Source organism: Acinetobacter sp. BZX-2 (assembly GCF_055179795.1).
On record NZ_CM143686.1, the window covers coordinates 1,638,667 to 1,659,300 of the forward strand.

The window sequence follows — 20,634 nt, forward strand, 5'->3', positions numbered from 1 at the left end:
TAAATCACATAAAACTCGGGCGCTAAAAGCGTCTTTTTTTTATGTCTAAGGAAAAGAAGATATGAAGAAATTACTCTTGGCCACTTCCATGGCTCAAGCTGTAGCAATGGGGACATCGACGCCTGTGCGAGCACGTACTCGTGATCAGATGATGACATTCGATCAGCGTACTGTAGACAGCTCTGGTGCATTCTTGGTGGGTGAGCTTGAACGCTTAGACCAAACCATGCACGAACCTTTAGCGTCGGTAACATGGACACGTGATATTGATTTGCGTTCGGATGTATCGATTGCTGATGAAACCTCATCATTTACCAACAGTACCTTTGCTGCTGCAGGTGGACAATCGGGTAATGGTAAAGCGTGGGTCGGTAAGAATACCGATGCGATTCAAGGCATTGCACTTGATATTGGCAAAACTGCTGCACCATTGACATTATGGGCGATGCAGATTGGTTATACCTTGCCAGAACTTGAATCCGCTTTAAAAGTGGGTCGTCCTGTGGATGCGCAGAAATATACGGGCTTGATGCTTAAATATAATATGGATGTGGATGAGCAAGTCTATATTGGTGATGAGCAACTTGGTTTAGAAGGCTTGCTCAATTCAAGCAAAGTCGGAGCAACCAACGTCAATACATCTTGGGCGACAGCAACGCCGCAACAGATTGTAGATGATGTAAACCTGATCTTAAACAATGCGTGGATCGCATCGGGCTTTGCGGTATGTCCTGATAAATTGCTTTTACCACCAGTACAATTTGGTTGGTTGACGACACGTGTGGTGAGTGAAGCAGGGAATATCTCGGTTTTAGAATATTTAAAAGTTAACAACCTTTGCATGTCTGTGAATGGTAAGCCTTTGGATATTCAGCCATCTAAATGGTGTGTGAAACGTGGTGTAGGCAATACAGATCGTATGATGACTTATACGCAGTCTGAAAATCGTGTGCGCTTCCCATTAGTACCGCTGCAACGTACGCCACTTGAATACCGTGATTTGCGTCAATTGACCACCTATTTTGGTCGTTTGGGTGCGGTGGAGTGGGTTTATCCTGAAACTGCGTATTACGCCGATGGTCTATAAGGAAAGCTGATCATGTCTAAACTTGTACAGATTCTTTTAAGTAAAGAACTCACTGTGAATCTTGGTAAAGATAAAGATGGTCAGCAAAAAACAGTAAAGCTTCCTGCAGGTTTGCAGGAGGTGGATACTGAAATTGCTGAACATTGGTTTGTCAAAGCGCATGCACAAGAAATTACCGCAAGTGTCACAGCCAATAAAGAACTTCAAGATGCTTATGATGCATTAAAAGCTGAACATGAAGCGCTTCAAACCCAGTCTAATTTAGCAACACAAAAGATTGCTGAATTAGAGGTTCAAGCGAAAACAGATGCACAAAAGATCGCTGAACTTCAAGAAAATCTCGCAGCTGCAACTACTCCTGAAGAAAAACCAAAGGCGAAATAAACCATGATCAACGAATCAGAATTCAGACAAGCTTTTCCAGTGTTTGCGGATTTGGATGTTTACCCGACAGCACAATTTAATTTTTGGTTGAACTTTTCAAAAAAAATGCTGAATGAGTGCCGTTGGGCTGATTTGTATGATGAAGGTCAGATGCTTTTTGTTGCGCATTATCTTGTCCTGTATGCACGTGAAACAGAGGCTACGAATCACAGTGGTGCTGAGTATGCAGGACAAGTACAAGGGGTGGAAACAGCAAAATCGGTTGATAAAGTTTCAGTTACGTTGGATGTATCCAAAATCACACTGGATGATGCAGGACACTGGAACTTAACCACCTACGGTATTCAGTTTTATCAATTGTTATGTATGGTTGGCATGGGAGGTGTTCAGTTATGAGTATCACCATGACAGGTGAAGGATTAACGGGAATATTTGACGCAATACAAGAATTGATGGAAAACGAAGTGCTTGTCGGGATTCCACATGGCGAGGCAAGAACTGATGCAGATGGGATGACCAATGCTCAGCTTGGTTATCTCCATGAAAAAGGTTCTCCTGCACAAAATATTCCTGCCCGACCATTTTTAGTACCCGCTATAGCAACCGTTCAGGAAAAAGTTGCAGATCAGCTATGCATGGCGGTTGATGCTGCATTAGATGGTCATGCTGAAAGAGTGATCAAACACTATAACGCTGCGGGAACGATCGCAATGAATGCGGTACGACTTTATTTTGTTGAGGGTAACTTTGCACCATTGTCTATTTTAACCATTCAAAATCGTGCTCGCCGTGGGCGCAAAGGTGCAAGAGACTATCTAAAACAAATTGATCAAGGGCCACCACAAGCAGGTTTAGTTAACCCCTTAATCGATACTACGGAAATGCGTAAAAGCGCGACTTATGTGATTCGAAAGCGAGGTGAGGATGGCTAGACTTGATGTAACCAGTGTGCTGCGTGACCCTCGATTTATGGATAAAAATATTGTTTGTATCCGTAATGTTCAAGATGTAAATGAGAAAGGACGAGCTGCAAATGAACAGTGTAAAACTCGATTTTCAGGTGTAGTGACTTCCAATGATGGGGTTAATCTTGATCGCCGCCCTGACGGTTCTATTGTTTCAGGTGCAATTAATATTGTGACTAAATTCAATTTAGTTGCAGGGCTTGATCATCGAGATTCAGATGAGGTTTGTTGGAAAGGCAAGCATTACATCGTGAATAAAGTTGATGATTATTCACATTTTGGCAAAGGCTTTATTCAAGCTGTTTGTATTCTAAAACCATTCGCAGGTTCTTAAATGTCAAATACCAGTGCAACAGGTGGTTATTTACCATCTGATGGTGTTGGTGTGCCTAGTGATGATGAACTGGAAGATATTTTACAAAGTCATGTGGTGAATCTCACAGGCTTAGATCCTCCTTTGGTTCGTCCTCGATGGCAAACAATCACACCGAAGTTACCTGAGCCTCATGTCACTTGGGCTTCAATTGGGACGACCTCCAGTGAAGATCCTGATTCACCTTATTTTGATGATGATAGAAATTCAGTCAACCATGAAACGTTTGAAGTTTTGGCTTCATTCTATGGCCCACATGCCGAGTCAAAAGCCAAAATGTTTAAAGCAGGCTTGGCAATCCCTCAAAACAATAACCAATTGAAAAAACATCACATCACTTTTGTACGTACTCAACCGATTCGCAATGTCCCTGAACTACTGAATCAACAGTGGTTAAGGCGCTATGACATTGAAATTACGATGCGCCGTAAGAAAGTGAGCCACTACCCAGTTTTAAACTTTAATACACCGCCCAAGATTGATGTGGGCTAGGAGACCGTATGACCGCAGCATTACCTGTGGATTTGGTGGTTAATGTACAACTTTCATTAACACCACGTGCAGCCCAAAATCGAAGCTTTGGTACATTATTAATTTTAGGTTCTACACCTGTCATTTCAGCGAATGAACGTGTTCGCCCTTATTCTTCAATGAATGAAATTGCAGAAGATTTTGGCGAAGGTGATCCTGAGTATCAGGCAGCACTGAAGTTTTATGCTCAAAACCCACGACCTACAATCGTATGTATTGGACGTTGGGTTCAAGCAAGCACCGAAACAGGCATTCCTGAAGCATTGCTTGAAGCAGTAAGAGCGTGTGCTGATGCTTCTAATGGATGGTATGGCTTAACTGTTGCTGCACCTATTGCTACAGATGAAGACATTATTTCAGTGTCTGAATTTATTGAAGCATCTACGCCGTATCGCATTGTTGGGTTTACCACACAAGATCCAGAAGTAAAAACACCACATTTTGGTGATGCACTTCCAAACGATATCGCCTACAAACTCAAAGAACGTAAGTTTGAACGCACTCTGATCCAATATTCTGAAGATTCGCCTTTTGCAGTTGTGTCGCTATTGGCTCGCACATTTGCTGTGAACTTTTTAGCGAACAATACAACAATTACGTTGAAGTTTAAGCAAGAGCCTACTGTTGTTGCTGAGTATTTACGCACCAGTGAAGCAAGAACATTGCAGGATAAAAACTGTAATGTGTTTGCTGAATACAACAATGACACCGCGATTATTCAAGAAGGTGTTATGTGCAGTGGCACATTCATTGATGAGCGACACGGCTTGGATTGGTTGCAAAACTATCTACAAACAGCGGTTTGGAATGCACATTACACAAGTTCAACTAAGATTCCTCAAACTGAGGGTGGTATGAATCGTCATTGTGCGGTTTTAGAACATGCGCTTGAGCAAGCAGTAACCAATGGACTGGTTGCACCAGGTGTATGGAATGGTGATGGCTTTGGGATTTTAAAAACGGGCGATTATCTAACCAAAGGTTATTACGTCTATTCCAATCCGATTGATGCACAAGAACAGGCTGAGCGTGAAGAACGTATCGCACCACCTATTCAAGTGGCTGTTAAATTGGCAGGTGCAATTCATTTTGTTGATGTTTTGGTTAATGTGAATCGCTAATAAGGAAAATAATTCATGTCTACATATAGCTTTTTAGATGTTCATGCAACATTAACCAGTAGCGATGCAACGATTGATATTGGTTATGGGGCTGCCGTTGCTGATGAAGGACTTTCTTTTGTAATGGCTGGTGATAAAAACACAATGCATATTGGTGCAGATGGTGAAGGGATGCATTCCCTACATTGTGATAATTCAGGTCAAGTCACGATTCGTCTGCTTAAAACCTCCCCAACCAATGCCAAGCTTTCTGATTTGTATGACTTACAAAAAGGGAATACCAAAAAATGGGGTAGAAATACCATCACCTTTAATCACACTGGCGGTGGTGACAATGGTACCGCTTCAAAATGTGCTTTCAAAAAACGCCCAGATCTGAAATACGCCAAAGATGGTGATGTGGTGGAGTGGGTATTTGATGCAATCAAACTAGAAATTAAACAGGGTGCTTATAGTGAATGATCTTATTAATGTAGGTGAATACCAGTACCAAGTTGGCAAACTCAATGCTTTGGATCAATTGCATGTATCACGCCGTATCGCACCTGTGATTCCAACCATTGCGCCGCTGCTTGTCAATATCGTTGAAGCAGGTTTGACGGATATTAAAGAAAACGAATCACTTGATCTCGATATCCTTAAAACCTTAGCCCCATCTTTTCAGCCGTTTGCAGAAGCTTTGGCAGAAATGTCAGATGAACATACGGACTATGTGATTAGTAAATGTATGTCTGTCGTACGCCGTAAAACGGATAATGGTTATGCAGCAGTCTGGCGAAATAAAAGCCCTGCATTTGATGATATGGAAATGTCGGAAATCCTTCCGCTAGTGATTGCTGTTTTACGGAGCAGTTTGGGAAATTTTATAGCAGGTCTGCGTACGAGTCAGACCGAAGTGACGAATCCTCAATAAACTGGCGAAGTTTGCCCGATGGTGAAGACTGGTTGTTAAGACCAGTCATTAAAGGCATGTGTAAGTTTGAATCACTTAAAGATGGCACAGTTGATTTAGCAGATATTGCTTTGATGAATGATGCATTAAATGTGCTTGTTGATAACGAAAGGCTTGCAAGTGAAAAATCCTGATTAAGCGTTAAACAGGATTTAAGTGTTAGAACAGTTGATTTTAAAGGCTCATAGTTTCGCTATGGGCCTTTACTTTTATTGATTAATGAAAATGGAAGTGTTTCCGCCTGATACTCAGGGAAAAAAATCATTAGCCTATAAAAAAGCAAAAACCCCAGTGTTGGAAGCACCGAGGTTTTTTAAAAAATTAACCCTTAAAAGGATTAACAAAACGTTCATGAATAAGAATACATCAAATTCTCAATTAAAGGTAGATGGAAAAATGACATCAAAAGGTGCTGATCGTGTCGGAATGTTACAAGGCATATCTTTACTTATAGTTGCCACAAGTGGGTTATTAATCTCAATTGCAGTAGTCCTACATGTAATGAAGTAAAAATTAAAACCTGAAGGATAGAATTTATGAGTAGTACAGTAATTCGCGATTTCTTGGTTGCTCTGACATTCAAAACAGATGACACAGGCTCTAAAAAATCCAAAGATGCTTTAGAAAGCAACGAAAAAGCAGCAAAATTATTGAGTCGTGCACTGATTGCACTTGCCAGTACCGCAGTAATCGCCGTTGCTAAAACAGCCAATGAACTTGAAAAACTGTATTACTCAAGTCAGCGTATCGGTGCATCTGCCAATAATATTCGTGCTTATGGTGATGCTATTTCTCAAATGGGTGGTAGTGCAGAAGGCGCGCTTTCATCACTTGAAAATGTTGCACGTAAACTTCGTGAATCACCGGGTTATGAGGGCATGCTTAAAGGACTTGGCGTAACGACCCGTGACCAGAACGGACAGATGCGTGACCGTGTTGAAGTGATGAAAGACTTATCTAAAACATTGCAAGGCATGGAGTATTACAAAGCCAATAACTATGCCAATGCGCTTGGTATTGATGAATCAACCTTAATGTCTATGCGTGATGGTAAATTCACTTCTGAAATGGAGAAATACCAAAAACTACGCAAAGACATGGGCTTGAATGATGATTTAGCCAAATCAGGACAAGAGTTTGCATATCAGTGGCGTGATATGACGATGCAACTTAAAGCCTTGATGGAAGTCATTGTGATGACAGCAGGCAAAGCATTAATCCCTGTTTTGAAAATGTTAAATCAACTCATTCAGTATGTGATTCATTGGTTTGGTCAGCTTGATCCACGGCTTAAATCATTCCTTGCTACTGGTCTTAAAATTGCAATGCTCACCTTAGTTTTTGGTGGGTTGTTTAGTGTGATTGGTAAGCTTGCAAAGCTATTACCTTTGCTTACTGGTTTGTTGAATGTATTTAAAGCCTTACGACTTGTATTCTTAGCCTCACCGATCGGAATTGTTCTCGCTTTAGCTGCGGCAATTGCTTTGTTATGGGATGACTACCAAACATGGAAAAATGGTGGTGAGTCTTTAATTGATTGGGGTAAATGGTCAGATGGTATTGATAAAGCCATTGCCAAGATCAAAGAACTTGGTGGTTGGTTGCAAGACTTAACTAAGCAAGCAATGGACTTGATGTTTGGTGAAGGGTCTTATGACAGTACCGTAGATTGGACGTCTCGGAATATTGTTGAGCCTGTAATGGAAAAAGTGGTTAAACCAATCGCTGAAAAGACCAGTCAAAATTTAGCACAACAAGCAGCTTTGGCAGGTGTAAATGCGATTGTTAGTGGTGCTAATGCTTTGAAGGGAGATGTAGAGGCGAAGGTGGGGGCGAATGCAGGAGGAGCATCTTTAGAGCTTTCAGAGCAAGATATTGTTGATATTATGAAAGTAACCTCAACCGAAGTAGTGCCATCGCTCAAAGGAAAGGCTTTTGAAAACCAAGCCGCTGGAGTGATTGATACTATATTAAATAGAGTTGCTTCAGGTAAATATGGTAAGGGAGTGAAGGGAGTAGTAAATCAACGCTGGGCATTTTCAGATATAAACGCTCCCAGAAAAGGTGCTTATGGTAGTGTTGATAAAGTTCCGATGAGTAGAGTATCAAGCCGTATGGAAACTTTTGTACGGGAATATCTGAAAAAAAGAGCTTTAGGACAATCATCAAGCGTAGGAGAGAATGTTTCTTATGCAAATCCTTATTATTTAAGTGAAGCTAGTGAAGCGACAAAAGCATGGGTTCGCGAAGTTGAAAAACAAGCCGAAACCACTGGGCAGAAGTATGGGGTAGGCAAAGCAATTCATGTTCACGGGACACCTAGTTCTGATAAGCATAAGATGCCAAAGCCATTTAGAGTTACGCTTCATAATAATCAAAATAACTCTACACCTGTTAATCAACCTACCCACATGCCACTCCCTAAAATTAACTCATTTGTTCCACCAAAAGCAGTACTTTTACCAGAAGGAACAAATACAAATAGTGCAGGAAAACAGAATAATGTTGTAATTAATCAAAATCATCATACTCAAATGACGATTAATGGTGCTGAAAATCCGAGGTTAGTTGCAAAAGAAGTTCAGCACCATAATGATGCTACAAGCATGCAGATGGCGAGAAATGCAAAAGGATTATTCGATTAATAGTGTTTTTAGGTATGCGGTGCGTTGTTGCAATAAAGTTGATTGACAATCTAGATCCATTATAACCGCAGCAGGACTATGCCCTGTGTCTACAGCTACAAAGCTACCGCATTGCTGTTCTTTGTAGCTAAGCCATAATTTTTGAGCAGTATCAAGCTCTGATTTTGCCTCTGTTTGTGTATAGAGTTTTTTATAAATTATGTTTAGTTCATTTTTAAATTTACGAACATCTTCTGATAAGCATTTTTGAGCTTCAAATGAGTTAGTAGGATTATCGCAGGCTTTATTAGCCCAAGCACCACCACTAACCAAAAGTGTAAGAAGGAGTAGTTTTTTCATTTTGAAATTCCTTTTTAGAATGACTCTATGATATGTTTTTGTGGGAAAAGAACAATATTAACTGAATAAATAAAATGACTCTTAAATTAATGATTATCTCGCTTGTATTCTTATTCTGCTTATTTGGTGTGTTTGCGTATCGAAACTATTTAGAAACAGGTGGTTATGAAGAAAATACGAGTGAATATTACGGCTATCGCTACTTTACAGATAACAACATCACGGATCTAAAAAGCTGTGAGGAAGTCGATATGGAGTACGAGGAACCTGCATCAAAGGAATGGATGACTGGGTGTAAGAAGTTTCTTGAGATGCATAAAAAGTAATAATAGATGACGTTGCGCGACAGTATTTAACGCACATATATTGACAAAGCGAATACATTGGCGTATTGACCAATTATACGATAACGTATAATATGCTCGAACCGACCATTTTATCATTTGATAAGAAGGCATATTTTAGTTAAAAGGAGAGATTTATGATTAAATATAACGAAAAAACTATGAATATTCTCAGCGAAGGATATGGTTTAGGCTAATATCCTCTTAACAGTTTCGAAAAAATAAAGCATCCTATAGGGATGCTTTATTTTTGAGTATGATAATGGGAATTTTTCTAACATATTTACTAATTGTTCCATACATAACAGTTCTAATTTATTTTTTCATATATAAAAAAGATAACTTCTTTTTAAAGATCCGAAGTAGCGTTCAGTTGCTTTTGATACTAATCCTTTTAGGACTGTCTTTTGTTAATGTATTAATTTGGAAAGGTTTTTTTGAGAGCTATACATTTTTGGGCTTTGATATAGAAAATAAGCCTGATCAATTTAAAACAACTGCTTTGGTGACAGTATTGGCTGCAATTGCAGCTGTTTTTGGATGGATTTTCACCTCAAGAGTTCAAATAATTAATACTACAAGATCACATTCAGTACAAGTATTAATGAATAGTCGTAATTCTACTGTTTATATGGACAAAGTTGATAAAGCTACAATTATACGAAGAAGGCTATCAGAGGAGCAAAGTCTTTCTAATAAAGATACATGTTTCATTTTTAACGAGAAAATTAGTACTGTATATAAGATGAAAAATGTTATAGGGAAGAACAAAGCTGAAAAAATTCAATTATCAGAGAGCGCATACCAAAAGTTAGACCATGCTGAAAAGTCAGCGGTTACGTACTTATTAAATTTTTTAGAATTCGTAGCTATTGGTGTTCGGCACAACAATCTTGATGAGGATTTAATAAGAGGTAGTTTTAAGTCAATTTTAAAATCTAATTACGTCCTTTTTGAGCCAGTAATTGAGCATTTAAGAAAATTAGATAGTCCAAAAACTTATATGCAATTAGAGATGCTCCATAAAAGATGGGATGATGAAAAACATTTAAAGTGCCATAAATGCAGCGAGTGGCACCAAGTGGGTATTGATAATAGTAAACTTACTAAATTAAAAGTAATAACAAGGCATGTTGTTTTTACCCTATTTACATGCTTTTTTTGGTTAATACTATTAAGTGTTATGAAGTATATTGAATGGCTAACTATTTCTAGAGAAGAAGATAATTTTATTTGTGTAGATTGTGAAATGGACGCGTTGAAATCTAAGGTTACGTAATATTAATAAATTAATAAAACCCACTCAACCGAGTGGGTTTTTTAATGCTCGGAGAAAAGTATGGCACTACCTGCAATTGTTCAATCTGCACTCAGCCAAGCAAGCCAATACAGTAGTGAAATTCAAACAACAGGTTCACTTTTGTTTGCAAAGAAACGTACCATCATGGGCTTGTTTGCAGATGTCACGATTGAAGAACAACATAGTGATGAACTGAATATTACGGAGCATCCAGTTGAAACAGGTTCACCGATATCAGATCACGCTTATATGAATCCACCAGAAGTGACGATTAAATTAGGTTGGTCAGAAAGTGCGGGTAAATTGAATGGGTTACTGGGTAATAGCTTTATAGCAGGTACGCCGTCACTTATTGGAATCTACGAAGCTTTACAAGCACTGCAAAAAAATGCAGTTCGCTTGGTCATTATGACAGGTAAACGTCTGTATACAGATATGTTGATCAAGTCACTAAAAGTAACCACAGACATGGAGTCTGAAAATGCCTTGTTGGTTACGATGACGTTAAAAAAGGTCATTATTACAAATACCTTAGAAACCAATCTAAAGATTGAACAACAAAAAGAACCCGAGGCTACAGCGCCTCCAATTGATGCAGGTGTTGTTCAACCAAAACCAGTTAAAGATGAATCTTTTTTGGATAAAAGTCGTGATGGATTCGTAAAGTGGTGGACATCTAAATGACAATATTTGAATTACCTTTGCAGAAAGGGTCACAAAAGTTTTTCACATCACTGGATGGTACAACCTATCAATTTAAGCTGATTTGGCGGGATGCAGTAGGTTGGTTTTTAGATATTGCAACCGCAGATTTAATTCCTTTGGTAAATGGGATTGCAGTTGTCACTGGCGTGGATCTGATTAAGCAGTACCAACATAAAATACAAGGTGAGCTATGGGTATCTACCGATGGCTTAGACAATCTAGATTATAAAAGTGTAGGGGATACGCTTAAACTTTATTGGGTGGATCCATGAGTGAAAATTGGAATCGTGCTTGCCAGTTAATTGTCGGTTTGGAAAAAGGTGGTTCAGAGGCATTAGATCTCTCAGCTTTTAGAATAATTTTCAATGTTGGTCAGGCTTTGGTTGGACAACCTGGTACTGCTGAAATTTATGTCTACAATCTATCAACAGAAACCATGAATAAGTTTAAGGGAGAAGGTCAAGACTTTGCTTTGTATGCTGGATATGAAGGCAATATGGGGCTGATCTTTCAAGGCCAAGTATTTCAGTTTAGACGGGGCCGTGAATCCCCTACAGATACCTATTTATGTATCGTGGCCCAAAATGCAGATACCCAACATAACTTTGCAGTGATGAAAGGCAATTTAGCTGCAGGAAGAACGTTAGATCAAGAGAAGCAAGCAATTGCCGAATCATTCAAGGCAAATGGTGCAAAAACTGGATATCTTGCACCTGCAGTGAATGAAGACGAAGCGCCTAGGGGTAAAACTTACTTTGGTTTGGCTTCTCAGTATTTTCAAGAATATGCAGATAACAACAATCAAGATTGTGGTTACGATGGAAATGAAATCACGATTGTTGAAAGAAATCGTCCTGCAGATGCAAAAGCTTATGTTTTAAAACCTTCAACAGGTTTAATTGGTATGCCCCAATTAACAATGAGTGGTTTGCGAGCTGAATGTTTAATGAATCCAAAAATCAAAATGGGTTGTCAGGTTCAGATTGATACCAGTCTAATTCAAACTGAAAATTACGACACAGCTTATGGTCAACAAGAGTTAGATAAGCCTTTTAAGCAAGCATTTGGCGCAGATGGATATTACAACGTTGTTGGGGTTTCACATGAGGGTGATACGCGCGGTGATATTTGGCAAACCAGTATTATTGGTATTGGTGTAAACGCTACACAAGCCGTCACAGGTGTTGCAATTCATGGGGTGCAAAATGCCGTTTGATTCTAACCAATCGATTAATAACCAAGCCAAAACATTGCAAGATATGCTCAATGCATTTAAAGCAGGTTTTTGGGTAGCAACGCCGTGTATTGTTGAAAGTTATGATCCTGACAAAGTGACAATTACTGCTTTCCCTGCAATTCAAATAGCGATGCGTAAACAAGACGGCACGATCTCAATGGAAGATATACCCTTATTACAAGATGTGCCTGTGATGTTTACCCGTGGCGGTGGTTGCACCATCACGCATCCAATTAAAAAGGGTGATGAGTGTTTTGTGGTATTTGCTGATCGTTGTATTGATGTGTGGTGGCAGAACGGAGGTGTTCAACCACCGTTTGATAATCGTAAACATGATTTATCAGATGCCTTTGCTTTCTTTGCACCACAATCACAACCGAACCGGGTTGAGAACATTTCAACCGATGCTTTGCAGATTCGCACAGATGATGGCGATGCTTTTATTGAATTGAATCCCTCTACCAAAGAAATCAACATTAAAGCCTCAAAAGTAAATATTGATGCTGATGTTGAAATCACAAAAACATTAACGGTTAGAGGTTTGATTAAGTCATTAACCGATGTCATTGCCAAGACAATCAGTTTGATTGGACATATCCATATTGGTGTGCGGAGTGGAACTGATAATTCAGGAACACCCAAACCCTAAATAACCAAAGGAGACCACGTGAAAGCGTGGTTTTTTTATGCGCTATAGAAAACTAGATGAAAACGGTGATTACTCATTTGGGAATAGCCAAGCAAACTTTCACAAGAATACGCCTGAAGGTGTGGGGCAGGCAGTTTTAACACGATTAAAACTTTGGGTGAATGAATGGTTTCTCAATATCGAAGACGGCACAGATTGGCTTGATCAGGTCTTAGGGCGTGGTACGAGTTTGTTGTATGAACAAGTCATTAAGCAGCGAATTTTAGGCACATTTGGTGTAACTGAAATTACGGATTTTTATACTCAGTTTGACCCTAATACCCGAAAGTTAGCAATTCAAACCACAATCAACACCATTTATGGTGAGACAACCTTGCAGGAATCTTTATGAGTTATGTGACCATTGACGAAAATGGGGTTTCAGCAAGTACCTTTGATGAAATACTCACAGACATTAAAAATCAATATAGAGCGATTTATGGCAATGATGTCTATTTGGAAAACGATAGCCAAGATGGACAATTCTTAGCCTTGATTGCACGAGCGCTGAGTGAAACGGCAGCCATTGCGGTTGGTGTCTATAATTCATTTAGTCCAACAAATGCATTAAGTGATGCGTTATCACGAAATGTAGCCATCAATGGCATTGCACGTGCTATTGCATCAAACTCCACAACACCAGTGGTCTTAACTGGTGCTATTGGTACAACGATTAATAACGGTATTGTCAGTGATGGTACGCATCGTTGGATTTTACCAAGCGCCGTATCCATCGATAATACAGGCTCAATTACAGTGAATGCCACATGTGAGGATCTTGGTGCGATTTCTGCGATACCGCATAGTATTAATAAAATCATTACACCCACGCGAGGATGGCTGTCTGTAGATAATCCGAATGCAGCAGTATTGGGTAATCCTATTGAAAAGGATGCAACCTTACGGCAAAGACAAGCAATATCTGTAGCGATTCCATCATTGGGTTTACTCGATGGTGCTTTAGGTGCTTTGGCTTCACTGAATGGGGTTACGCATTATCAAAGCTATGAAAATGAAACAGATGTCATAAATGCTTTGGGTATGCCTCCGCACAGTATGGCTTTTGTGATTGCTGGCGGTGATGAGCAAGCGATTGCAGATGTGATTAAGCATAAAAAAACGATGGGTTGTACCACGGTTGGGAATATCACCAGAACGGTATTTGACAAAAAGGGCAATCCTTCAGCAGTCCGTTTTTATCGTCCAAACATTGTTTCGGTTTCTGTCCAAGTGTCGATCAAAGCAATGAACAGCTATAACGATTCGATTGGGGGGAAAATCAAACAGTCCATTGCAGATTACATTAATTCATTAACGATCGGTGGTGAAATTACATCAAAACGACTTGATATAGCAGCGGCTTTAAACGGGCATGTTGACTCATTAAGTTATGACGTCCTTGAAATTAAGGTCAACGGTCAAAGTCATCTTGATCTGCAATTCACTGAGTTGGCGGTGTGTACAACGAACGATGTCACTATAGGGGTTTCATGATGAATATAGATGGTTATCTAAAATTGATCACCAGTCAGCATCGAGATAAACCAAAGTTTCAAGCAACACTTCAGGCGACGTTACAGCCCTTCATTGAAATCAAAAACGCTATTCAACAACTACCTACTTACTTCGATATAGATACAGCAACAGGCGATCAACTTTTGATTTTAGCCAAATGGGTTGGCGCACCTACAGCGATACCCAATGCGATTCCTTTACCTTTTTTTGGCTTTGATGATCAGCTTGAAGCTTTACCCTTTGGAGAAACGAACAATCCTGAAATGGGTGGTTTTTGGCGTGAGTCAGGCATATCGGGAAATGCAGCAGGAAGCATTAACGTTTCACTTTTGAGAAAAGTGATTAAAGCGCAGATTTATCGAAATCGTTGTGGATGTTCTTTGAACGATGCTTATGACGTTTTAGACCATTTTATTGAAGAACAATACACAATTTTTGACAGTGGGAAAATGTGGATTGGTGTCGGCGTTGTACGTTCAATGGAAGTGGCAACTAAGGAATTACTGCAAATTATGATCCCAAGACCTGCAGGTGTTGGACTTAAATTTTATGACAATTGGTACGACAGTTTTGGTTGGGCTGATCAGCCTGATAGCTTGGGTTTTGGTGATACAAACGACATAAGTGTCGGTGGATATTGGATTGAGGAAAAATACTGATGGCAGATATAGAAAAATTAACCGTATTTTCGCAAAACGGTGAAAAAAATACAGATGGGTTAAATTTAATTAATGGATTCCCCGCTGCACTAAAACCCGCACGACAATGGTTTAACTGGATACTTAATTCACTTACGACAAAAATCAATGAAGTGATTGATGTTGCAAATACACTCAAAAGTTCATCTTCAAATGAAATCGACCGTATTTATCCTGTTGGAATAATCATTGAATTTGCAATCGATTTTGATCCAAATGCTCATTATGTTGGAACTACGTGGGTAAGGCATGGTGAAGGTAAGGCTGTGGTTGGTTTGTCAACAAAAGAAAATGATCCTCTATGGACCAAAACAATAGGTACTACATTTGGTGAATATACACATAAATTGATCATTAGTGAGCTACCAAAGTTTAGCCTTGATATTGATGCATCAGAAACTGATAGTGATGGATCTTCTAGACCTGCTTTTGATCGTAGAACAGACACTCCTGCAAATATAAGCACGAATGAAATTGGTGGTGATGTAGCACATAACATTGTCCAGCCATCTATCGTTGATGCACGTTGGAGACGTACAGCATGAGTTGCGATGACACGCTACATATTATTCGTGGTGATACGTTTAGCTATGCGTGTCATTACGATGATCCTGAAAGCAATCCCATAGATTTAACCGATACTGAATTTGAAGCTACGCTCGAAACATTCAATCAGTTTTGGATCTATCCATTGACAGTTTTAAAATTAGACCAAGTCACCAATAAAGGTGACTTTTTAATTTCTGCGGATAGTACAGTGAATTGGCAGGTCGGTGATTTACAAATTCGCTTGGTCAGAGTTTTAAACAATATCCGTTCAACAGTATTGATCCCGATCACTGTGACAAGAGGTTAGTATGGATGTATTACAGATTAAAAAAGGTGATTCGCTCACGATCAAGAAAAAAGATGGTGATACGTTAAAACTATATACCAATTCTATTGTAAGTCTAGGCGGGATAGATCAAACAAATCTATCACTGCCTTTTTTCTTATCTAACGGCACTCAACAAAATTTAGCTTTAACTAATCAGCCATTATTAAAAAATGATGGCACTCAATAAATATTTAAAGGTGACAGTATGAAAGCAATTATCCCAATTAAATTACGTGTAGATGTTCTCAGTGAATTTGAACCCGAAGATGTGATAGCTGTAGAACATGGTGGTACAGGTGTAACTTCGATAGAAGAATTAAAACAATTGTTAGGTGTTGGCTCAGGCGGTGTAAGTGAAGGCACTTTACGTTTTGAACCTGAATATCTGAATTGCACTTATGAGAATGGTGAAATTTCATATTCTGAGGTTTTACCAGTAGATCGTTATTCAAATGGGTTTATTTTTACCCAACCGTTAGATATAGATGAAAAGATTACATTCCCTTTTCCTGTAAATTTCTTTTCATTCGGTGTGTTAAATACAACACTTGCAGAACAGGTGGAATACAATAGCTTGGGTGGGTTACCCTATTTTGGTATAAGTTCCAACCCTAATTCTAAAGATATCTTTATTGATAACAGCACATTTTCTGCATCTTATAACTATGTTGATACACCAATAACAGATTGTTCATTTCAGCTTGATGGTAAAGGTGTAGTAGTTCGTTTTTTAAGTGGAGATGTTGTTTTCAGAGAACTCAAACTAAAACTCAAAAGTAATTGTAGGACTCTGTTCTTCAAGTTGAATAGTGACGAAATCATGCAATTACCGATCTCCATTTCTTAAAGCTCCACTATTCATAAGCACCGAAAGGTGCTTTTTTTTATTGCCTAAAAACAGGGGAAATACCTTGAACGATCCAATCTCAATCAAAAGCCTACCATGGCTTTTTAAAATTATAGCTGCAGTGATCGGGGCTATTTTTGCCCTGACATTAAGCGGGGACATTGATACACAGGGGCGTATCAAAATAACGATGGGTGTGATTATGAAATTCACATTCAGTGTGGCTATTAGTTTATATGGCGGTTCAGCCTTCATTGAATACTACGATCTTGGGCATTATTCACATATGTCGCAGGGTTTCGTCATGCTCGTATTTGCCATTTTTGGAATGCTTTGTATTGGTATCGCTTACCAGTCAGTACAGCTTATGAAAGGTAAATCCTTCATGGAAATTATCACAGAAATTAAAGAAGCCTTTGGAGCGATATTCAGATGAAAACAAGCACAAACGGAATCGATTTAATCTGCTCATTTGAAGGCCTTCGACTCAAAGCCTACGACGACGGTGTAGGTGTATGGACTATCGGTTATGGTACCACGGTGATTAATGGTACCAAAGTCAAGAAAGGTGACACTTGTACTGTCGAACAAGCCAAGTCATATATGGCCCAAGATTTAAAGCAATTTGAATCTGCGGTGAATCAAACCAAAGTACCGCTTAATCAAAACCAGTATGACGCTTTGGTTTCACTGGCCTATAACATCGGTGCAAGCGCATTCTTAAATTCGACTTTGCTTAAAAAGTTGAATGCTAAAGATTATAAGGGAGCTGCTGAACAATTCCCACGCTGGAATCGTGCAGGCGGCAAAGTGATGCGTGGGCTTACGAATCGTCGTGCGAAAGAGCGGAAGTTGTTTGAGAAAGTCCTTTAGAGGTCTTAGAAAATCGGCTCTACGGATTATCTAGTGTAATCCGTAGTCTCTAGCGATATCTAAAAATGGGTCATCTTGGTGTAATCGAGATAAACATCGTTTACAAACAACTCCATTATCTTCAGGAGTCTGAGGTTCAAAACAAGAAATACATCTAACAAAACTGTCTTCTAAAAGTTTATATTCCTGAGCAGTAATATTAGGGTCAACATTGAAGCACGGTGGTTCAAACAGATCATACTTATTAAACAACACCCTTGCCCGAAGCATCTCAAATGTATAACCACGACCCTGACGATTAATTACTTTAGCCACACCGTTTACAGCTTCCGTGTATGCATTTGTGACTCTCTGATCAAAGTAATTCATAATCTCTCTGCGCCATTCTTTAAAGATTGTAACCAATGGCTTAAAGTCACTTTTGCCTTTACACATATCAGCAGGGATAATATCAAGCCAATCATCAAGCAATGCTTCAGCATCTTCACGAGTTGGCATCTCATAGATCAAATAGAACAACTCTTTAAGGTTGTGTGCAATCTTAATATCAGGTTCGTTTTCAAGCCACATATCTAAGTTGTACTTACCGTGCTCACTAAGATTCTTGTAACGCATACGCAGTAATGATTTTCTGCGCTTCCAATCTTGACCAATGGCTTTAACACGGTCTTTTGATAGTTTTAGGCGTATTTTATCAACCGCTTCATTCGCCATTCTCTCAACATGAAACTTATCAATCACAATGATAGCATTTGGATACACTTGATAAACAACTGACTTATAAGCGCGCCACATATCCATAGCAACCACCTCAACAGGGTCGTTGCGGTGTTTCCAAAAGTAATCTGATACCGTTGATTTTTCACGATCCACAAGCATGTCAATTGGTTTTCGATTAATTATATCGGTCACAATGAAGCGTAATTTACCGTCAATAGTTGTTTCATCAATACCAATCACTTTTGGTAGCACAGGATTGTACCTAGCGTTTAGCTCATCAATGAACGCAGTTGCAATTTTTCGCACTGTTTTCTCGTCACAGCCAAAGTCTTCTGCAATGCGAGTAAACGTGTCTTTTAAACATCTACGCTGAATACTTTCAACACAGCGAATTGTCATGCGTGTTTCGGGGTAAATCTGCGTCACAGGCTGAACAAACACACCACCGCATCCCTTACAGCGATAACGTGTTAATTTTGCCTTAATAACTGTTGCTTTTGCACGATGCGGTATATCACGAAAAACTGTAATCTTTGGGCCATGCTTATATATTTGTGACGACTCACACTTGATACAAGCAATAGGGTGAATCTTATACTCAGCAAAAAACGTTTCAAGCTTAGGTGTTTTTTCAGTTGACAAGTAATGCCAATTCTGGAGGTCTAACGGATCAGTCATTCAGGCGTCTACCTGCTTCGACTTCTTCGCCTGTAGCATGTTTAAGCTGAAACCAAAGGGAGTTAAATTCATTCACAGATTCTTGGTTTTTAGGATTAATAGCTTTAACTTTAATGAATCTATAGTGTTTGTTAGAGTCCTCAATGGATATAACCTTTAAAATATCCCTAGTAGTCAAATGAGTAACAAGGTCTCCAACCTCAAATAAACTGTGTTCGCGGCGATACTCAAGTACAGCAGATCTCAAATCACTAATAGTAAATTCAACCAATTCAATATTTGCGATTTCGCTTGGGTCTCCTGTGTATTCAATATCCTTGCTTGAACATTGAATAACCCTATCGCGATCATTTCTGTAGTTGCGAGCAATCTTGTTTGCTCGCTCATATCCGCCTAATTGTTCTATTAAAATCATTTTAATAATTCCACTATATAATCCGAAATATGGTTATAACATGGAATTATTAAATACACTACTTATTCCGAATAGCCAGAAAATCTTTCTAAGAAAACAAATAACCTTTATTTAATTATTTTTAGTAAATAAAAAAAGGTTAGTAAATCTGAATACGGTAAGGCTTCAATTGCCGCGCGATTTTACTTCAGTTACCAACCTTTCTAAATAAATATTAAGCTGAATTCGGAAAATATACAAGTCAGCAAAATGTTTGAGAAGGGCTTAGGAGTAAGGTCTCTTTTTTGTAACAAAATTAAAGGGCGAAACTTGGGCGCCGATTAGGTATAACGTATTGATTTTTATAAATGAGTATTACGTTGACATCGTAGAGGTCAGCAGTTCGAGTCTGCTTATACCTACCAAATTTTAAAATAATATAATCAAAGGTTTATAGGTGATTTGATTGCTTGTAAACCCTTTTTTTATTTGTTTGTCGCATCTTGATTGTGGAAGTATTTGTAAAAATTGGCAATATTTCTAAGTCATCTGCGACAAATTTGCGACGAAAATGAAGCTACCTAAATCACGAAAACAAAGGTGGGATTTGTACAATTACAGGTCTCATTTGAGCATAAGATACTATTGCACAAGAACTTTCAAAAATTATAAAATACAATTAAAAAATAACACTTTAAATGGTAACGAGATGGATCATAAACAAATTTTTCAAAATGCACTGGAAGCAGAAAGAGCCAATCCAAATGATTTACAGAATAAATTTGGTTTAGCTTGCTTGTTATTGTATGGCATAGGTACAGATAAGAATGAAAAGAAAGCTTTTGATATATATACTGAGCTTTCTGCAAAAAATAATGTATCTGGTATCGAAGCTTTAGCAAATATGTATATTCAAGGGCAATATGTAAATGTTGATGTGAAGAAAGCTGAGGAAATTATTCAAGACAAATTGATAAAAATAAATTCAGGGAAGTCTTTAAATTCAGCAGGATCGTTGTATTACACACTATCATTCAAAGTAGGTGGTAATCAAAGTATAGTCTATTCTCATAAAGCATTTGAGCTTTTCAATAAGGCTTTAGAATTAGGATTTGAAGAAGCTAATTATTATTTAGGTGAATATTATTTATTCGGAAGAAATACTTGCTTAATAGATGAAAATAAAGCTTATTTATATTTTAAAAAAGCAGCACTTGTGGGGCATGATGAAGCAATCGCAAGAGTTAAAGAGATGGAAAATACTCAAAAATTTAAACAGGGGTTGGGGGTAGTTAGATTACTTTCAGGGTTATTTTGATTTGGTGTGGAAACTGTTTGAGAAAGCCCTTTAAAGGGCTTTA

31 protein-coding genes are annotated in these 20,634 nt (G+C 38.6%); 28 read left to right on the forward strand and 3 right to left on the reverse strand.

Annotation, left to right across the window (positions count from 1 at the left end; genetic code table 11):
• The first annotated feature begins 61 nt into the window (after window positions 1–61).
• The 12 genes from ACY45D_RS07630 to ACY45D_RS07685 all read left to right on the forward strand — a co-directional run bounded on the left by ACY45D_RS07630 (window position 62) and on the right by ACY45D_RS07685 (window position 8,058).
• Window positions 62–1,087, forward strand: a complete 1,026-nt coding sequence (locus tag ACY45D_RS07630) for a DUF2184 domain-containing protein (protein ID WP_463109140.1) — start codon at window positions 62–64, stop codon at window positions 1,085–1,087.
• A 12-nt stretch (window positions 1,088–1,099) separates the two neighbouring features.
• Window positions 1,100–1,471 carry an STY1053 family phage-associated protein gene (locus ACY45D_RS07635; RefSeq protein ID WP_463109141.1) on the forward strand — a complete coding sequence of 124 codons (372 nt, stop codon included), beginning with the start codon at window positions 1,100–1,102 and terminating at the stop codon, window positions 1,469–1,471.
• A gap of 3 nt (window positions 1,472–1,474) precedes the next feature.
• Window positions 1,475–1,867 (forward strand): DUF4054 domain-containing protein, encoded by a 393-nt coding sequence (locus tag ACY45D_RS07640; RefSeq protein WP_463109142.1) that lies wholly within the window; start codon window positions 1,475–1,477, stop codon window positions 1,865–1,867.
• On the forward strand, window positions 1,864–2,403 hold the full coding sequence (locus ACY45D_RS07645) for a hypothetical protein (RefSeq protein ID WP_463109143.1): 540 nt from the start codon (window positions 1,864–1,866) through the stop codon (window positions 2,401–2,403). Before ACY45D_RS07640 ends, ACY45D_RS07645 begins: the two co-directional genes overlap by 4 nt.
• The gene (locus tag ACY45D_RS07650; RefSeq protein ID WP_463109144.1) at window positions 2,396–2,770 is read left to right on the forward strand and encodes a hypothetical protein; all 375 of its coding nucleotides are present in this window, start codon (window positions 2,396–2,398) and stop codon (window positions 2,768–2,770) included. Before ACY45D_RS07645 ends, ACY45D_RS07650 begins: the two co-directional genes overlap by 8 nt.
• Complete coding sequence (locus ACY45D_RS07655; RefSeq protein WP_463109145.1) at window positions 2,771–3,301, forward strand: phage neck terminator protein; 531 nt, start codon at window positions 2,771–2,773, stop codon at window positions 3,299–3,301.
• An 8-nt stretch (window positions 3,302–3,309) separates the two neighbouring features.
• Window positions 3,310–4,461 (forward strand): DUF3383 family protein, encoded by a 1,152-nt coding sequence (locus tag ACY45D_RS07660; protein ID WP_463109146.1) that lies wholly within the window; start codon window positions 3,310–3,312, stop codon window positions 4,459–4,461.
• Between the two features lie 15 nt (window positions 4,462–4,476).
• Complete coding sequence (locus tag ACY45D_RS07665; RefSeq protein ID WP_463109147.1) at window positions 4,477–4,923, forward strand: phage structural protein; 447 nt, start codon at window positions 4,477–4,479, stop codon at window positions 4,921–4,923.
• Complete coding sequence (locus tag ACY45D_RS07670) at window positions 4,916–5,374, forward strand: phage tail assembly chaperone (RefSeq protein ID WP_463109148.1); 459 nt, start codon at window positions 4,916–4,918, stop codon at window positions 5,372–5,374. The genes ACY45D_RS07665 and ACY45D_RS07670 overlap by 8 nt, the downstream gene beginning before the upstream one ends.
• 56 nt (window positions 5,375–5,430) lie before the next feature.
• Window positions 5,431–5,547 carry a DUF6889 family protein gene (locus tag ACY45D_RS07675; protein WP_463109456.1) on the forward strand — a complete coding sequence of 39 codons (117 nt, stop codon included), beginning with the start codon at window positions 5,431–5,433 and terminating at the stop codon, window positions 5,545–5,547.
• 91 nt (window positions 5,548–5,638) lie between these two features.
• Window positions 5,639–5,923 carry a hypothetical protein gene (locus tag ACY45D_RS07680; RefSeq protein ID WP_463109149.1) on the forward strand — a complete coding sequence of 95 codons (285 nt, stop codon included), beginning with the start codon at window positions 5,639–5,641 and terminating at the stop codon, window positions 5,921–5,923.
• Window positions 5,924–5,949: 26 nt separating this feature from the next.
• Complete coding sequence (locus ACY45D_RS07685) at window positions 5,950–8,058, forward strand: phage tail tape measure protein (protein WP_463109150.1); 2,109 nt, start codon at window positions 5,950–5,952, stop codon at window positions 8,056–8,058.
• Here ACY45D_RS07685 and ACY45D_RS07690 read toward each other — a convergent pair.
• On the reverse strand, window positions 8,047–8,397 hold the full coding sequence (locus tag ACY45D_RS07690) for a lysozyme inhibitor LprI family protein (protein ID WP_463109151.1): 351 nt from the start codon (window positions 8,395–8,397) through the stop codon (window positions 8,047–8,049). The two genes, ACY45D_RS07685 and ACY45D_RS07690, sit on opposite strands and share 12 nt — an antisense overlap.
• Before the next feature lie 74 nt (window positions 8,398–8,471).
• On the opposite strand from ACY45D_RS07690, the gene ACY45D_RS07695 reads away from it, so the two are divergent.
• The 15 genes from ACY45D_RS07695 (at window position 8,472) to ACY45D_RS07765 (ending at window position 17,481) form a co-directional block, all read left to right on the forward strand.
• Window positions 8,472–8,723 (forward strand): hypothetical protein, encoded by a 252-nt coding sequence (locus ACY45D_RS07695; RefSeq protein WP_463109152.1) that lies wholly within the window; start codon window positions 8,472–8,474, stop codon window positions 8,721–8,723.
• Window positions 8,724–9,003: 280 nt separating this feature from the next.
• On the forward strand, window positions 9,004–10,020 hold the full coding sequence (locus tag ACY45D_RS07700; RefSeq protein ID WP_463109153.1) for a DUF4760 domain-containing protein: 1,017 nt from the start codon (window positions 9,004–9,006) through the stop codon (window positions 10,018–10,020).
• A gap of 60 nt (window positions 10,021–10,080) precedes the next feature.
• Window positions 10,081–10,725, forward strand: coding sequence for a phage baseplate protein (locus ACY45D_RS07705; RefSeq protein ID WP_463109154.1), 645 nt, complete (start codon window positions 10,081–10,083; stop codon window positions 10,723–10,725).
• Window positions 10,722–11,018: a phage baseplate plug family protein gene (locus tag ACY45D_RS07710; protein ID WP_463109155.1), complete on the forward strand. Its 297-nt coding sequence runs from the start codon at window positions 10,722–10,724 to the stop codon at window positions 11,016–11,018. The genes ACY45D_RS07705 and ACY45D_RS07710 overlap by 4 nt, the downstream gene beginning before the upstream one ends.
• The gene (locus tag ACY45D_RS07715; protein ID WP_463109156.1) at window positions 11,015–11,962 is read left to right on the forward strand and encodes a baseplate hub protein; all 948 of its coding nucleotides are present in this window, start codon (window positions 11,015–11,017) and stop codon (window positions 11,960–11,962) included. The genes ACY45D_RS07710 and ACY45D_RS07715 overlap by 4 nt, the downstream gene beginning before the upstream one ends.
• Window positions 11,952–12,632 carry a Gp138 family membrane-puncturing spike protein gene (locus tag ACY45D_RS07720; RefSeq protein WP_463109157.1) on the forward strand — a complete coding sequence of 227 codons (681 nt, stop codon included), beginning with the start codon at window positions 11,952–11,954 and terminating at the stop codon, window positions 12,630–12,632. The genes ACY45D_RS07715 and ACY45D_RS07720 overlap by 11 nt, the downstream gene beginning before the upstream one ends.
• Window positions 12,633–12,669: 37 nt before the next feature.
• Complete coding sequence (locus ACY45D_RS07725) at window positions 12,670–13,023, forward strand: hypothetical protein (protein WP_463109158.1); 354 nt, start codon at window positions 12,670–12,672, stop codon at window positions 13,021–13,023.
• Window positions 13,020–14,165, forward strand: coding sequence for a baseplate J/gp47 family protein (locus tag ACY45D_RS07730; protein WP_463109159.1), 1,146 nt, complete (start codon window positions 13,020–13,022; stop codon window positions 14,163–14,165). The genes ACY45D_RS07725 and ACY45D_RS07730 overlap by 4 nt, the downstream gene beginning before the upstream one ends.
• A complete protein-coding gene (locus ACY45D_RS07735) occupies window positions 14,162–14,845 on the forward strand; it encodes a baseplate wedge 1 family protein (protein ID WP_463109160.1) in 684 nt (227 codons plus the stop codon). Before ACY45D_RS07730 ends, ACY45D_RS07735 begins: the two co-directional genes overlap by 4 nt.
• Window positions 14,845–15,429: a phage baseplate protein gene (locus tag ACY45D_RS07740; protein ID WP_463109161.1), complete on the forward strand. Its 585-nt coding sequence runs from the start codon at window positions 14,845–14,847 to the stop codon at window positions 15,427–15,429. The genes ACY45D_RS07735 and ACY45D_RS07740 overlap by 1 nt, the downstream gene beginning before the upstream one ends.
• Window positions 15,426–15,740: a hypothetical protein gene (locus ACY45D_RS07745; protein ID WP_463109162.1), complete on the forward strand. Its 315-nt coding sequence runs from the start codon at window positions 15,426–15,428 to the stop codon at window positions 15,738–15,740. The genes ACY45D_RS07740 and ACY45D_RS07745 overlap by 4 nt, the downstream gene beginning before the upstream one ends.
• A 1-nt stretch (window position 15,741) precedes the next feature.
• Window positions 15,742–15,948 (forward strand): hypothetical protein, encoded by a 207-nt coding sequence (locus tag ACY45D_RS07750; protein WP_463109163.1) that lies wholly within the window; start codon window positions 15,742–15,744, stop codon window positions 15,946–15,948.
• Between the two features lie 18 nt (window positions 15,949–15,966).
• A complete protein-coding gene (locus ACY45D_RS07755; RefSeq protein ID WP_463109164.1) occupies window positions 15,967–16,608 on the forward strand; it encodes a hypothetical protein in 642 nt (213 codons plus the stop codon).
• A gap of 64 nt (window positions 16,609–16,672) precedes the next feature.
• A complete protein-coding gene (locus ACY45D_RS07760) occupies window positions 16,673–17,044 on the forward strand; it encodes a hypothetical protein (RefSeq protein ID WP_296277694.1) in 372 nt (123 codons plus the stop codon).
• A complete protein-coding gene (locus ACY45D_RS07765) occupies window positions 17,041–17,481 on the forward strand; it encodes a lysozyme (RefSeq protein WP_463109165.1) in 441 nt (146 codons plus the stop codon). Before ACY45D_RS07760 ends, ACY45D_RS07765 begins: the two co-directional genes overlap by 4 nt.
• A gap of 30 nt (window positions 17,482–17,511) precedes the next feature.
• On the opposite strand, the gene ACY45D_RS07770 is transcribed toward ACY45D_RS07765, so the two are convergent.
• Window positions 17,512–18,879, reverse strand: coding sequence for an ISL3 family transposase (locus tag ACY45D_RS07770; RefSeq protein WP_463109166.1), 1,368 nt, complete (start codon window positions 18,877–18,879; stop codon window positions 17,512–17,514).
• Window positions 18,872–19,294 carry a hypothetical protein gene (locus tag ACY45D_RS07775; RefSeq protein ID WP_463109167.1) on the reverse strand — a complete coding sequence of 141 codons (423 nt, stop codon included), beginning with the start codon at window positions 19,292–19,294 and terminating at the stop codon, window positions 18,872–18,874. The genes ACY45D_RS07770 and ACY45D_RS07775 overlap by 8 nt, the downstream gene beginning before the upstream one ends.
• A 688-nt stretch (window positions 19,295–19,982) precedes the next feature.
• Between ACY45D_RS07775 and ACY45D_RS07780 the strand changes: the two genes are divergently transcribed.
• Window positions 19,983–20,591 carry a tetratricopeptide repeat protein gene (locus ACY45D_RS07780; RefSeq protein WP_463109168.1) on the forward strand — a complete coding sequence of 203 codons (609 nt, stop codon included), beginning with the start codon at window positions 19,983–19,985 and terminating at the stop codon, window positions 20,589–20,591.
• Window positions 20,592–20,634: the final 43 nt, after the last annotated feature.